Genomic DNA, 14,130 nt, shown 5'->3' with positions numbered 1-14,130 from the left:
TAAAAAAGACTTCAAGTGTCGTTGAAATTACTTGAGTTATTATGAATATTTCAACAATATCTCTGTCTACTATTTTACAAAATTTCAGATATAAAAAAAACCTTCAAGTTTCCTAGTAGGTTTATGAGGTACTGTGCGGATTCGAATAACATCTTTATCTAATTTTTTATAAAAATTAAACATAAAAGAGACCTTAAATGTATGTGAAATTACTTGAGTTATTATGAATATTTCAACAACAGCTTCATCTACTATTTTACAAAAATTTAGACATAAAAAAAACCTCTAAGTTTTCGAAATGGTTTTTGAGGCATCGTGCGGATTCGAACAACATCTTTATCTAATTTTTGATAAAAATTAAACATAAAAAAGACTTCAAGTTTCTTTGAAAGTGCTTGAGCTCTCATGAGAATTCCAACAATAATTTCATCTACTATTTTACAAAAATTTAGACATAAAAAAAACCTTCAAGTTTCCTTGAAGGTTTTTGAGGCATCGTGCGGATTCGAACCGCAGTAGGAGCTTTTGCAGAGCCCAGCCTAGCCACTCGGCCACGACGCCATAATTGAATGGATGGCAAAAGTACTTAAAATCTATAGTACATAAAAGGTTTTCAATAGTTTTTTTGAAAAAATATAGTATCTAACACATTATGAATGCTTTAATTTTGCTATCCCTTCTTAATTTTAGCTCCTATATTCTTCTAATTCTATTGTTACAGCCTCAACATCACCTCCAATAGGTGGATTTAATTTAGAAACTGATAATAAAATCCTAGAGATTTCAGGGATGTCATTGAATATCCTCATGATGATTCTGTGTCCTACATGTTCTAATAACTTAGAGCGAATAGCCATTTCCTCTTCAACAATTTTGTTTAATTGCACATAATCAACAGTATCGCTTAATTCATCAGATAAACATGATTTTCTTAAGTCGGTTTTTATCTCTAAATCCACTACATAATCCGATCCTATTTTTCCCTCTTCGATCAAACAACCGTGGTAAGAGTAGGTGCGAATGTTCTTTAATTTTATTGTTCCCATTTTTTAATTTATATTTAAGTAAAAGTTTCGTGCTTGAAGGCTTAAGTTTAAACGCTATCGCACAATTTTTTTTTACCTTTGCTAAAATAAAACAAAATAATGTCAACTGAAGAAAAATCACTCCATTTTATAGAACAAATTGTTGAAGAGAATCTAGCAAAAGGTTTTCCTCAAGATAATCTACGTTTCCGTTTTCCACCTGAACCTAATGGTTATTTACACATAGGTCATGCTAAATCTATTTGTTTACAATTTGGTTTAGGATTGCGTTATAATGCACCAGTAAATTTACGTTTTGATGATACCAATCCAGCCAAAGAAGAGCAGGAATATGTAGACGCAATTAAAGAAGATTTACAGTGGTTAGGATTTCAGTGGGCAGAGGAAAGATACGCATCTGATTATTTCCAACAATTGTATGACTGGGCAGTGCTAATGATTAAAAAGGGTAAAGCTTATATTGATAGTCAATCATCTGAAGAGATGGCGATTCAAAAAGGAACGCCTACGCAACCTGGTGTTGATGGACCTTACAGAGATCGTTCTATTGACGAAAATTTAGCTTTGTTTGAAGGTATGAAAAACGGTGATTTTCCTGAAGGAAGCCACGTTTTACGTGCTAAAATTGATATGAAATCTACTAATATGTTAATGCGTGATCCTTTGATGTATCGTATTTTACATCGCCACCATCATAGAACTGGTGACGACTGGAAGATATATCCTATGTATGATTTTGCTCATGGAGAAAGTGATTATATCGAACAAGTTTCGCATTCTATTTGTACTCTAGAGTTTGTAATGCATAAAGAGTTGTATAATTGGTTTTTAGATCAAATTTATGATGATAATAAAGTAAGACCACATCAGTATGAGTTTGCGCGTTTGAACTTGAACTACACGGTAATGAGTAAGCGTAAATTATTGCAATTAGTACAAGAAAATATTGTGAATGGTTGGGACGATCCTAGAATGCCTACTATTTCGGGATTAAGAAGACGTGGTTATACTGCTAATTCTATTCGAAAATTCTGTGAGAATATAGGTGTTGCCAAGCGTGAAAATGTAATTGATTTTTCATTATTAGAGTTTTGCTTGCGCGAAGATTTAAACAAAAATGCTCCTCGAGTAATGGCTGTTTTAGATCCGGTAAAAGTGGTAATTACTAATTATCCTATGGATAAAGAAGAATCGCTTGATGCTGAAAATAATCAAGAAGATGAATCAGCAGGTTTTAGAAAAGTACCATTTTCTAGAGAGTTATACATAGAAAGAGAAGATTTTCTAGAGGTAGCACTAGCTAAATTTTTCCGTTTAAGTATAGGTAATGAAGTTCGTTTAAAAAATGCTTACATCATTAAAGGGGAATCCGTTGTTAAAGATGCTGATGGTAATATCACTGAAATTCATGTCACTTACGATACAGATTCTTTAAGTGGAAGTGGGAGCGAAGCTTCTAAAAGGAAAGTTGCTGGAACCTTGCATTGGGTTTCAATTGCGCATGCAGTTCCTGCTGAAGTGCGTGTGTATGATCGCTTATTTATAGATGAAGCACCGGATAGTCATAAGGAGAAAAATTTCCTTGATTTTATGAATTCCAACTCACTTAAAATTGTGACTGGGTATGTTGAACCAAGTCTTAAAATAGTTGCTGTAGATGATAAATTTCAATTTCAGCGCTTAGGTTATTTCAATGTCGATAAAGATTCTACTGCCGATAAATTAGTATTTAATAAGACAGTTGGTCTAAAAGATGCCTGGGAAGAAAAAGGTAAAAAAGAGCTTAATAGCATTAATAATTCTTTAAAAGAAATTAATAAATACTTTAAAGTTGCTACAAAGGCAGAGCGCTTAGATATAGAAAATAGTATAGGTGAAACTATTGCTTCTGTGGCTAATTATAGTTTATTACAGAGTTCGTTTAAAAAGAATATTAATAATAACAAAGCATCATTACTATTTGCTAATTTTATTTTGAAATATTCAAATTTAAAAGCAGCTGATTTTGACAAAGATGAATTAACAAAATTATATTTAATGTCGTTAAGAAGTGAGTCTACTTTTGTTAGGTCTAAGACGCTTTTGAATTTACGGGATTTAGATTATGACGCAAAATTTAAAAATTCTTTTAAAGACGAAATTATTAAATTAAATAGTAACCCAACAAAGAGTACGACGGATAGAGAAACGGAAATTCTCGAGCAAGTTGTCAATCAATTTTAATTATAGAAAACACCTTATTTTAAGGTGTTTTTTTATTATATACATATTCTATTGATTAATATATTTCTATAAATATAACTTATCAAAAACGAGTCAAATTAAGAGGTTTTAAAAGGTTTTTTAAAATTGGTAATACTATTTTATATATTATTGACAGATGTTTTATTAGAAAGAGGTTATTTACGTATTTATCATTTTAACTATTCATTAATACTTTTTACTTCTTATTTTTTCTATTTTTGAATTGAAGCGCACTTAGCTTTGTACATGGCACGTGAATACGTAATAATTTGCTAAGTTTACTTTTACTATGGGCGTAAGAGTTTTTATCAAATTGTTTAAAAGATATTCACAAAACATTTTATCGTTGGATTAAGGTCTGCTGTTGAATTTAGATAATAATTATTTAAAATTATTTTTCTGGATCAGTACATTCTAACAATCACCTAAAGTTGTTTCTGCTATAATTTATATTTTATTAATTTAATTTATTTGTTATGAGAAATTATATAACTGCATTAGGATTGCTTTTAGGTCTAGGACTTAGCGCACAAACACATCAAATAGAAAAACATAATGGCGAGAGTCTTGATGTTAACTTTATTAAATACGAAGATGATATTTTACATTATTCTTCTGAAGGAAGTGATCAAGAATTTAAAATCAGTAAGTATGCTGTAGCTTATTTACATGATAAAAATGAGGCTAGCAAAGAAGCTTTAACCAGTAAAATTACAATTGATTCTAAAAAGGATTTTGGTAAAGTTGCTGTAATAGATAATGAGCAAGCTGTAGGTTTAAATAAGCAAACAGATATTGAAATTTATCATGGTATCAATAAAGGTGGGACTTCCCATTTTATCAAAGAAGATACTATAAGACGATTAAAATACAAATCGGCAGAACTCGGTTATCCATTCATAACTATCTTGGGCCAGAATAATGGTAAATATACTGCTGTAGCTTATAATTATTAAATATTATCCAACATTTAAACCTCAAGTAACCCTTGAGGTTTTTTATTGTAATAAAGCTTTATAATGGCCTTTAATTGCTTTTGAGTAAATAAATTCGTATATTTATGTCTAATTAAACTTAAAATAATTATGTCAGATAAATCAGGATTAACGCTAATAGCTGTATTAACAGGTGTAGCAATAGGAGCAGGAGTAGGAATTTTATTTGCTCCAGAGAAGGGTTCAAAAACAAGAGTAAAAATCAAAGATGGTTATAAAGATGCCAAGAAAGATTTAAAAAGTAAATACGATGATTTATCAGAAGAAATGAAAGATAAATTAGCCATAGCAAAAACGGACCTGGAAGAGACTTATGGAGATTTAGTTTCGAATATGAGTACAAAGACAGAAGACGTTATTAGTTTTCTTGAAACAAAGTTAGCTGACTTGAAAGAGCAAAATGCTAGGTTACAAAAAAAATAATTATTACAAATTAAGTTCTTACTAAATAGTATTATATGGCTTTTGAAGAATTCAAAGAAAATACAGAAGATGTACAGGAGAAAATGAAATCTTTTATAGAAAGTAATGTTACTTACTATAAGTTAAAAAGCTTTAAAACAACAATGAAAGCAACTTCCACTGTTTTAGAGTTCATGATTATTTTAATTGGAATTTGCATGGTTTTACTTTTTTTGTCTATCGCTTTAGCTTTCGGTTTAGGAAATATGTTGGATAGTAATACATTGGGCTTTTTAAGCGTGGGAGTTATTTATTTAGTAGTAACTGTGATTCTATACTTTGTTAGAGATAAGATTATAGAAAGACCTTTACTAGTAAAATTTTCAAAAATATTCTTTAGCAACTAAATTATGGCTCATAAAATTTATACATCATACAATCAAATTGACAAAGAATTGGAAATCCTCAATTTAGAGAAGGAGGTGAGCTATCAAAGGGTTATTTTAAGCCTTAAAAACACAAAAGAGAGCTTGGCGCCTACTTATTTAATTAGTAATGTTTTCAGCTCATTTAAGACAGGTATAAGAGGTTCTTATGTACAAATACTGAATAGTGCCATTCCGCTAATTATCAATTGGATTATAAATAAAAAAAGAGGCCGTTAAGCCTCTTTTTTTATTTATCTACTCCTCGTCTTCATCATCACGATTGTCTTCGTAATCATCTTGGTCCTGCAAATCAATAACAGGAGTAACATCTTTATAATTTTCTTTAGATTTTTTTCTATTTCCTTTTTTCATCATTTCACCTACTTGGTTAGATGCGCTAAAAGAAGCCACCATATTATTCAACATCTCACTGCCAGCTTGAGGTGAATTTGGTAACAAAATTAAATTCGAATTAGAATCAGCACCAATCGCTTGCAAAGTATCATAGTGTTGTGTTACAACAATCAGGGCAGAGGCCTCTTGAGAGTTAATACCAACTCTATTTAAAACATCCACACTCTCTACTAATCCACGTGCAATTTCTCTTCTTTGATCGGCAATACCTTGTCCTTGTAAACGCTTGCTTTCAGCTTCTGCTTTGGCCTTAGCTACAATTCTAATTCTTGATGCTTCTGCTTCAAATTCTGCAACTGTTTTTTCTCTATCAGCAGCATTAATTCTATTCATAGCGTTCTTAACTTGAATATCTGGATCAATATCAGTTACTAATGTATTAATAATAGTATATCCATAAGTCGTCATTGCTTCATTAAGTTCTCTTTTTACTGCAATTGCAATGTCATCTTTTCTTTCGAAAACATCATCTAATTTTAGTTTTGGAACTTCGGCTCTAACAACATCAAATACATAAGATGTGATCTGGTCATGCGGATATTCTAATTTGTAAAAGGCGTCATAAACAGTCTCTTTAACAACCATAAATTGTACTGAAACTTTAAGTTTAACAAAAACGTTGTCTTTAGTTTTTGTTTCGATAATAACATCTAATTGCTGAATTTTTAAATTCACACGACCAGCGATTCTGTCGATTAGTGGAATCTTCAAATGAAGTCCTGATTGTCTAATGCTTTGATATCTACCAAATCTTTCTATTATTACTGCAGTTTGCTGTCTAACAGTAAAAAAGGATGAGAAAAGGATAAATAAAGCGATAACTAATAAAATAATTAATGCAATGTTCATAATAGTATGGTTAAAATTAATTGAAGCGTTAAATTACGAAAATTCTTTCGTTTAAAATAGTAATATTCATCCTTTCGATAAAAGGCTTGGATCTAGTATTATTGTTTACTAGCATTTAAGCCGTTTAAAGCAAAAAAAAAGACTCCTTTTTATTGGAGTCTGATTTTAATTATATATTTTCAATAGCCTTTTTTATTCGGTCAATTGTTTCTGCTTTTCCTATTACCTCGACAATGTCAAATAGGTGAGGACCCTTAAGTGCTCCTACTAAACTTAGTCGAAATGGCTGCATTACTTTTCCCATTCCAATTTCGTTAGTAGTCATCCAATCTTTAACGATTGTTTCAATGTTCATCGATGTAAAGTCGGTAATTTCATCAAGCACGGTAATCAACTGTTGCATTAATGTTGGCGTTTCTTCTTTCCAATTCTTTTTAGCTTTAGCATCATAGGCAGTTGGAGCTTCAAAAAAGAAGTCGCTCATTTCCCAAAATTCAGTAACAAAGTTAGCACGTTCTTTAATCAATGAAACGATTTTAACTAAATCCACTTTGGTTGCATCAACATTTTTAGCTTCAAGGATAGGAGTGAAGGCTTGCGCCAAATCTTCGTCTTTTTGTAGCATTAAATATTGGTGGTTAAACCATTTGTTTTTTTCTGGATCAAATTTAGCTCCTGCTTTGTGAACTCTATTTAAATCAAACTTATTAACTAATTCAGTTAACGAAAATAGCTCTTGTTCTGTTCCATCATTCCATCCTAATAGGGCTAGAAAGTTAACAACAGCTTCAGGAAAAAATCCATTTTCTCTATATCCTATCGATTTTGTCATGGTAGAATTATCTGTCCATTCTAACGGAAATACTGGAAACCCTAATTTATCGCCATCACGTTTTGACAATTTTCCGTTACCTACTGGTTTTAAAATTAATGGTAAATGCGCAAATTCTGGAGCTTCCCATCCAAAGGCTCTATACAACAACACGTGTAATGGCATTGATGGCAACCATTCTTCACCACGGATAACGTGAGATGTTTCCATTAAATGATCATCAACTATATTAGCTAGGTGGTAAGTAGGCATCCCATCGCTTTTAAATAAAACTTTGTCATCTAGTAAACTAGTTTCAAATTTTACATCACCACGAATGATATCTTTCAAGTGCAAAGTTTCATCAACAGGAGTTTTAAAACGTATTACGTAGTTGTCTCCATTTGCAATGCGGGTAGCCGTGTCCTCCTTTGAAAGAACTAATGAGGTATCTAGTTTTTCTCTTATTGTATGATTATAGATAAAAGTTTTTCCTTGCTCTTCGTCGTGTTTTCTTTGTTCATCTAAAGCTTCTGCAGTATCAAATGCATAATATGCCCAACCTGAATCTATCAATTGATCGGCATACTCTTTATATAAATGCTTTCTTTCGCTTTGGCGATAAGGTCCAAATTTTTCATTTTTACCTATGGTTTCGTCAGGAGCAATACCTAGCCATTCTAGAGCTTCCATGATATATGATTCGGCTCCAGGAACAAATCTATTTTGATCTGTATCTTCAACTCTTAAGTAGAATGTTCCGCCATTTTTTTTGGCAAATAAATAATTAAATAAGGCTGTGCGTACACCACCTATATGTAAAGGTCCCGTAGGACTTGGTGCAAAACGCACACGAACTTGCTTTGACATTGTTGATAATTTTAATGCAAATATACAATTTCAAATAGTCAATCTAGTGGTTTAAAAAGTCTATAATGTTATGATTTTCAAGTTTGATTGGCTTTATTAATCTAATGTTAGGATAAATAGTTACTTTTAATGGTTAAAAACTATGGAAATGGTTGTGGACAATTCTACTATTATATATAAAAAGCTATCTAGTTTTATTAGAAAATATTATCTGAACGAGCTTCTGCGTGGAATCATTTTTTTTGTGGGTCTAGGGCTCCTTTATTTTATAATAACTCTTTTAATAGAATATTTTCTTTGGCTCAAGCCAATTTCTAGAACTATTTTATTTTATCTATTTGCTATTGTAGAATCGTGGTTATTTATACGATTCATACTTTATCCCGTTTTCAAACTTATAAAATTACGAGATGGTTTATCATTTAAAGAGGCTGCAGCTATTATAGGTTCGCACTTTGTAAATGTAAATGACTCTTTAATTAATTTCCTAGATCTTTCAAATAACAAAAATGTTGGTAATCAATCAGAATTACTTCTTGCTGCCATTGATCAAAGAGCGGTAGATTTACAACTTGTTCCGTTCAACAATGCAGTAAATCTTAGTTATAATAAAAGATTTCTTCCTTTAACAATTATACCTATACTTATTCTATTCTATTTGTTTTTTTCGAATGCTACTCCTGATTTTTCAAAGTCTTTGAATAGAATTGTTCATTACAATACTGCTTATAATGCCCCAGCTGCTTTTCAGTTTGTTATTTTAAATGATCATTTAAATGTCGAGCAAAACAAAGACTTTGTTCTGAAAGTAAAAACTGTAGGTAAGGTTGTTCCTGAAAATGCGATGATATTGCTTGGGGATGAAAGTTACTACTTAGAAAGCGATGGGCCAGGTCAATTTTATTTCACTTTTAATAATCAACAAGATGATTTAAAATTTCAATTGGTATCTAATTCAGTGTATTCTTCGGAATACAATTTGAAAATCATTGATGTTCCTTCTATTGTTGATTTAAAAATGTTGTTGCATTTTCCAGCCTATTTAAAACGTAAAGCTGAAGTAATTCTTGGATCGGGTAGTGCAACTATACCTGAAGGAACTCGCATCAATTGGATTATAAACGCAAAAGGCACAGAAAATATCGAAGGAGTAGTAAATGGAAAACGTTTTCCCTTCAAAAAATCTGATAGCTTATTCAAAGCTAGTTATAATGCCATTCAAGAGACAGATTATCAATTAATTACTTCTAATAATGACGTTAAAGGATACGAAAAATTAAATTACAAACTAAAAGTTGTTAAAGATGCCTATCCCGACATTAAAATCGAAGACTTAGCTGATTCACTTAGTAGGGGAAAGGGCTATAAATTAGGTACCATTGCAGACGATTATGGTCTTAGTAAGTTAGACGTTGTTTATTACCCATCTTCACAGCCTAATAATGTCAAACGTGGAACAATAAAAAAAGTTTCGGCTAGTGTAGATCGCTTTGTATTCTCTTTTCCAGGAAATTTACAAGTACAAAAAGCCGTTACGTATGAATACTATTTTGAGGTTTTTGATAATGATGCGCTACATAATTATAAAAGTAGTAAATCTCAAATGTTTTCTAGCCGTGTATTATCAGTAAAGGAAGAAGAAAATGCAATACTGCAGCAACAAAATCAAAATATAAATGGTCTAGAAAACACCATAGGAAAACAGCAAGAACAATTTAAAACTTTAAATCTACTAGATAAAATAGGGAAGGAGAGTAACCAATTTAAATTTAAAGAACAGCAACAAATTAATAGTTTTATCGAAAGACAGAATAGTCAAGATGAAAAAATGAAAAAGTTTGCAGAGGATATGAAAGAGAATTTGGATCAATTTAAAGACGACAAGAAAGACGAGTTTAAAAAAGACTTACTAGATAAAGTAAAAGAGAATGCTGCCGATTTAGAAAGAAACAAAGAGTTATTAGACGAACTTAAAGACTTAAATCAGAAAATTAAAAACAATGAGCTATTAGATAAGTTAGACAAATTCAAACAAAATAGTAAGAACCAAGTTAAAAATTTAGAACAGTTGGTTGCCCTTACCAAGAAATATTACGTTGAAAAGAAAGCAGAGCAGATTGCTTCTAACTTAAAAGATCTAGCCGAAAAACAGGAGAGTCTATCCAAGAAAGCAGAAGGTAATAATACTAAAAAACAAGCTGAAATCAAGGAAGAATTCAATCAGTTGAAAAAAGATTTAGTAGATTTAAATAGGGTTAATGACCAACTTAAATCTAAATCCAACATTCCTGAAGATGCTGCTACGGAGAAAATGATAGATCAAGATTTGTCTAAAGCAATTGATGCATTGTCTAAAGATAACAAGGACAAAGCCAAGCCTAGTCAAAATAATGCTGCAAAAAACATGAAGTCGATGGCGGCTCGTTTATCAAAAAGTTTATCAAGTGGTGAAGTTGTGCAGTTGCAAGAGGATGTCAAAATGTTGCGTCAAGTGCTTGATAATTTACTTTCGTTCTCTCTATCACAAGAAGATTTACTAAGTCGTTTTAAAGGATTGCGTTCTGGCTCTAGTGCGATAAGCAAAAACATTAGAGTGCAGCAAGATTTAAAAGAACAGTTTAAACATATTGATGATAGTTTATACACACTTTCTCTACGGAACCCTAAGCTGTCAATTGACGTCACAAAGGAATTAGGAAACATTCAATATAATATGGATAAGTCCTTAGATGATTTTAGTGAGTCTAAGTTAGATAAAGGGCAGTCACACCAGCAGTATACAATTGCTGCAGCTAATGTGTTGGGAGATTTACTGAGTAATATTTTAAGTAACATGCAATCTAGTTTATCTCAGTCAGGGGAAGGGAATCCGCAAATGGGAGACGGTGATGGCATGCAATTGCCAGATATTATAAAAGGGCAAGAATCAATTTCTAATAAAATTAAGGAGGCTGGCAAATCTAAGGGAGGTAAAACAAATAACGGAAAAGGTGATGATGGTGATAGAGGTGAAGATAACGCCAAAGATATATTAGCAATTTATAAAGAGCAAAGGGCGCTTCGTGAGCGTTTAGAAAACGAATTAAAAAAACAAGGATTATCTAATAAAGGAAGTAATGCTATTGATAAGATGAGGCAGTTAGAAAAACAGTTACTAAACAACGGTTTTGATCGAGAAAACTTCCGAAAATCGACATTAATCAACACAGAGCTTTTAAAATTAGATAGTGCTATTAAAGAGCAAGGTGAAGATAAAAAACGGGAATCAAATAGTAACACTAAACAGTTTAAAAATGATGCAGTTGCTTTACCTAAGAGTATATTAGATTATTTAAATAGCATAGAGATATTAAATAGACAATCGCTACCTTTGCGCACTAATTTTGATCAAAAAGTTCAAGAATATTTTAAAGATAAAAATGATAAATTTTAATTACGAAAACGACTTTAATTTAGATAACGAATTGGTACTCTCAGAATGGTTATCAAAGGTTATATTATCTGAAGGAAAAACTGAGGGCGAAATCAATTACATCTTTTGCGATGATGAGTATTTACATAAGTTAAATGTTGAATATTTAGACCACGACACCTTAACGGATGTTATCAGTTTTGATTACACTATGGGTAATGAAATTAGTGGTGACTGTTTTATTTCTGTCGAAAGGGTAGAGGACAACGCAAAAGATTTTAAGGTTTCTTTTGATGAAGAATTAAAGCGCGTGCTTGTTCATGGTATGTTACATTATTGTGGCTACAAGGACAAGAGTGAAGAGGATGAGAAGATGATGCGCAACAAAGAGGACGAAAAACTATTATTGTTCCACGTGAAACAATAGTTTGACCGCAGTTAATTTTCTAGGTATTCCAACAGTGTTTCACGTGGAACATCTTTAAAAATTATCTGAATTCACTATAGTGGTTCCACGTGGAACAAATAGATTAAAGGTTTAAAATAGATCTTTGATTATGAGTAATAATAAGCTCGATAAGTCGAGGTAATAAAGGAAAACAAATGTTTCAAGAAGAATATGATGTTATAGTTGTTGGTGCTGGTCACGCTGGATCTGAAGCTGCGGCTGCGGCTGCAAACTTAGGTTCGCGAACGTTGCTGGTAACAATGAGTTTACAAAACATCGCGCAAATGTCTTGCAATCCTGCAATGGGTGGAATTGCAAAAGGACAAATTGTTAGAGAGATTGATGCCTTAGGAGGATACTCAGGAATTGTATCTGACCGTACTGCAATTCAATTTAAAATGTTGAATAAATCCAAGGGTCCTGCTATGTGGTCTCCAAGAGTGCAAAGTGATAGAATGCGTTTTGCAGAAGAGTGGAGATTGATGCTTGAAGGAACTCCAAATCTAGATTTTTATCAGGAGATGGTGCAGGGGTTGATTATCGAAGATGGTAAAATTAAAGGAGTGCGAACTTCGTTAGGAATAGAAATAAAAGCCAAATCAGTTGTATTGACAAATGGTACTTTTCTTAATGGTTTAATCCACGTAGGTGATAAACAATTTGGGGGAGGTAGAGCTGGTGAAAGTGCCGCACATGGAATCACTGAAGATTTAATTAAAGTTGGATTTGAATCCGGTCGAATGAAAACTGGAACACCGCCGCGTGTTGATGGTCGATCATTAGATTATACAAAAATGAATGAAGAAAAAGGAGATGCTAAGCCAGATAAGTTTTCTTATTCTGATATTACTTCGCCATTAATTCATCAAAGATCATGTCATATGACATACACTTCTTTAGATGTTCATGATATTTTAAGAGAAGGCTTTGATCGTTCTCCAATGTTTAATGGGAGAATTAAAAGCCTCGGTCCAAGGTATTGTCCTTCGATTGAAGATAAAATTAATCGCTTTGCAGATAAAGAAAGACATCAATTATTCATTGAACCAGAAGGCTGGAAAACTTGTGAAGTTTATGTAAATGGGTTTTCAACTTCTTTGCCGGCAGACATTCAATTTAAAGCAATGCGCTCTGTAGCTGGTTTTGAAAAAGTACAATTCTTGCGTCCTGGTTATGCAATTGAATACGATTATTTTCCGCCAACGCAGTTGAAACATACTCTAGAAACAAAGCTAATTGAAGGTTTGTATTTTGCTGGACAAATTAATGGAACAACAGGATATGAAGAAGCTGCTTCTCAAGGATTGATGGCGGGGATTAATGCGCACTTAAAAGTGAATGAAAAAGCGCCGCTAATTTTAAAAAGGGATGAAGCTTATATTGGTGTATTGATTGATGATCTTATTACAAAAGGAACAGAGGAGCCATATAGAATGTTTACCTCTCGTGCAGAATATAGAACGTTGCTTCGTCAAGATAATGCTGACTTTAGACTAACACCTATGTCGCATGAAATTGGTTTAGCTTCTGAGGCAAGATTAAGGAGAATGGAACATAAGTTAAAAGAGTCTGAAAAAATGGTTTCATTTTTTAGAGATGCTAGTGTTACGGTTGCAGAAGCAAATCCGATCTTAGCTTCAAAGGATACTGCTTTAATCTCACAAGGGGATAAAATGTTCAAAATCTTTTCTCGTCCACAAATCGATTTAGAGGATATCATGAAATTCGATAAAGTGAAAACGTATATTGAAGATAATGATGTGGATCAAGAAATTTTAGAGCAAGCAGAAATTCAAGTGAAATATTCAGGATATATTGAGAAGGAAAGAAATAATGCTGACAAGTTAAAAAGGTTAGAGGATGTTAAAATCCCTGAAGATTTCGACTACGAGAAAATAAAATCAATGTCTATTGAAGCCAAACAAAAACTTTCAAAAATTCGTCCAGTAACTATTTCACAGGCGTCAAGAATTAGTGGTGTGTCTCCAAGCGATATTTCGGTTTTACTGATTTATATGGGTCGTTAGATAAATTGAGAGGTATTGTTAAGCTTAGACCATCGATCAAAGTTAAAATAGCTATAATTATGTTCCACGTGAAACTACGGCCGAAAGCTCCGGTATTGTTGACTTGAGCAATAAAAATCCAAAAGTTTTCAATCTAGAGATTACTCAATTTTTTTAGTTTTAAATTTTATTAATAACCGCATAA

11 protein-coding genes and 1 tRNA gene are annotated in these 14,130 nt (G+C 32.2%); 8 read left to right on the top strand and 4 right to left on the bottom strand.

Going from position 1 to position 14,130, the window contains the following annotated elements:
• Positions 1-490: 490 nt before the first annotated feature.
• Positions 491-561, bottom strand: a tRNA-Cys gene (locus H603_RS17445).
• Positions 562-686: 125 nt separating this feature from the next.
• Positions 687-1,046: a dihydroneopterin aldolase gene (folB, locus tag H603_RS0107315; protein ID WP_026707970.1), complete on the bottom strand. Its 360-nt coding sequence runs from the start codon at positions 1,044-1,046 to the stop codon at positions 687-689.
• A 99-nt stretch (positions 1,047-1,145) separates the two neighbouring features.
• Between folB and H603_RS0107310 the strand changes: the two genes are divergently transcribed.
• The 5 genes from H603_RS0107310 (at position 1,146) to H603_RS0107290 (ending at position 5,352) form a co-directional block, all read left to right on the top strand.
• Positions 1,146-3,269: a glutamine--tRNA ligase/YqeY domain fusion protein gene (locus tag H603_RS0107310; protein WP_026707969.1), complete on the top strand. Its 2,124-nt coding sequence runs from the start codon at positions 1,146-1,148 to the stop codon at positions 3,267-3,269.
• Between the two features lie 497 nt (positions 3,270-3,766).
• A complete protein-coding gene (locus H603_RS0107305) occupies positions 3,767-4,246 on the top strand; it encodes a hypothetical protein (protein ID WP_026707968.1) in 480 nt (159 codons plus the stop codon).
• 129 nt (positions 4,247-4,375) lie between these two features.
• Positions 4,376-4,708, top strand: coding sequence for a YtxH domain-containing protein (locus H603_RS0107300; RefSeq protein WP_026707967.1), 333 nt, complete (start codon positions 4,376-4,378; stop codon positions 4,706-4,708).
• 35 nt (positions 4,709-4,743) lie between these two features.
• A complete protein-coding gene (locus tag H603_RS0107295; RefSeq protein WP_026707966.1) occupies positions 4,744-5,094 on the top strand; it encodes a phage holin family protein in 351 nt (116 codons plus the stop codon).
• Positions 5,095-5,097: 3 nt separating this feature from the next.
• Positions 5,098-5,352, top strand: a complete 255-nt coding sequence (locus tag H603_RS0107290) for a DUF6327 family protein (RefSeq protein WP_026707965.1) — start codon at positions 5,098-5,100, stop codon at positions 5,350-5,352.
• 18 nt (positions 5,353-5,370) lie between these two features.
• Here the strand turns inward: H603_RS0107290 and H603_RS0107285 are convergent, their stop codons facing one another.
• Together H603_RS0107285 and gltX are read right to left on the bottom strand one after the other, a co-directional pair.
• Entirely contained in the window at positions 5,371-6,378 is a 1,008-nt protein-coding gene (locus H603_RS0107285; RefSeq protein WP_035675614.1) for an SPFH domain-containing protein, read from the bottom strand.
• Between the two features lie 169 nt (positions 6,379-6,547).
• Positions 6,548-8,059 (bottom strand): glutamate--tRNA ligase, encoded by a 1,512-nt coding sequence (gltX, locus tag H603_RS0107280; RefSeq protein ID WP_026707963.1) that lies wholly within the window; start codon positions 8,057-8,059, stop codon positions 6,548-6,550.
• Between the two features lie 142 nt (positions 8,060-8,201).
• Here gltX and H603_RS0107275 point away from each other — a divergent pair, with 142 nt between their 5' ends.
• The 3 genes from H603_RS0107275 (at position 8,202) to mnmG (ending at position 13,946) form a co-directional block, all read left to right on the top strand.
• Entirely contained in the window at positions 8,202-11,492 is a 3,291-nt protein-coding gene (locus H603_RS0107275) for a hypothetical protein (RefSeq protein ID WP_245576099.1), read from the top strand.
• Complete coding sequence (gene ybeY / locus H603_RS0107270) at positions 11,479-11,898, top strand: rRNA maturation RNase YbeY (protein WP_026707961.1); 420 nt, start codon at positions 11,479-11,481, stop codon at positions 11,896-11,898. Before H603_RS0107275 ends, ybeY begins: the two co-directional genes overlap by 14 nt.
• Before the next feature lie 176 nt (positions 11,899-12,074).
• Positions 12,075-13,946, top strand: coding sequence for a tRNA uridine-5-carboxymethylaminomethyl(34) synthesis enzyme MnmG (gene mnmG, locus H603_RS0107265; protein WP_026707960.1), 1,872 nt, complete (start codon positions 12,075-12,077; stop codon positions 13,944-13,946).
• The last annotated feature ends 184 nt before the right edge of the window (positions 13,947-14,130 follow it).

This window comes from Flavobacterium frigidarium DSM 17623 (assembly GCF_000425505.1).
GTDB lineage: Bacteria > Bacteroidota > Bacteroidia > Flavobacteriales > Flavobacteriaceae > Flavobacterium > Flavobacterium frigidarium.
Note: the sequence above shows the minus strand (reverse complement) of the source record. Positions and strands in the feature narration are given on the sequence as shown.

Excerpts from the sequence above, each read along its gene's own strand:
- folB (WP_026707970.1), bottom strand. The coding sequence starts at position 1,046 with ATGGGAACAATAAAATTAAAGAACATTCGCACCTACTCTTACCACGGT.
- H603_RS0107310 (WP_026707969.1), top strand. The coding sequence starts at position 1,146 with ATGTCAACTGAAGAAAAATCACTCCATTTTATAGAACAAATTGTTGAA.
- H603_RS0107305 (WP_026707968.1), top strand. The coding sequence starts at position 3,767 with ATGAGAAATTATATAACTGCATTAGGATTGCTTTTAGGTCTAGGACTT.
- H603_RS0107300 (WP_026707967.1), top strand. The coding sequence starts at position 4,376 with ATGTCAGATAAATCAGGATTAACGCTAATAGCTGTATTAACAGGTGTA.
- H603_RS0107295 (WP_026707966.1), top strand. The coding sequence starts at position 4,744 with ATGGCTTTTGAAGAATTCAAAGAAAATACAGAAGATGTACAGGAGAAA.
- H603_RS0107290 (WP_026707965.1), top strand. The coding sequence starts at position 5,098 with ATGGCTCATAAAATTTATACATCATACAATCAAATTGACAAAGAATTG.
- H603_RS0107285 (WP_035675614.1), bottom strand. The coding sequence starts at position 6,378 with ATGAACATTGCATTAATTATTTTATTAGTTATCGCTTTATTTATCCTT.
- gltX (WP_026707963.1), bottom strand. The coding sequence starts at position 8,059 with ATGTCAAAGCAAGTTCGTGTGCGTTTTGCACCAAGTCCTACGGGACCT.
- H603_RS0107275 (WP_245576099.1), top strand. The coding sequence starts at position 8,202 with ATGGAAATGGTTGTGGACAATTCTACTATTATATATAAAAAGCTATCT.
- ybeY (WP_026707961.1), top strand. The coding sequence starts at position 11,479 with ATGATAAATTTTAATTACGAAAACGACTTTAATTTAGATAACGAATTG.
- mnmG (WP_026707960.1), top strand. The coding sequence starts at position 12,075 with ATGTTTCAAGAAGAATATGATGTTATAGTTGTTGGTGCTGGTCACGCT.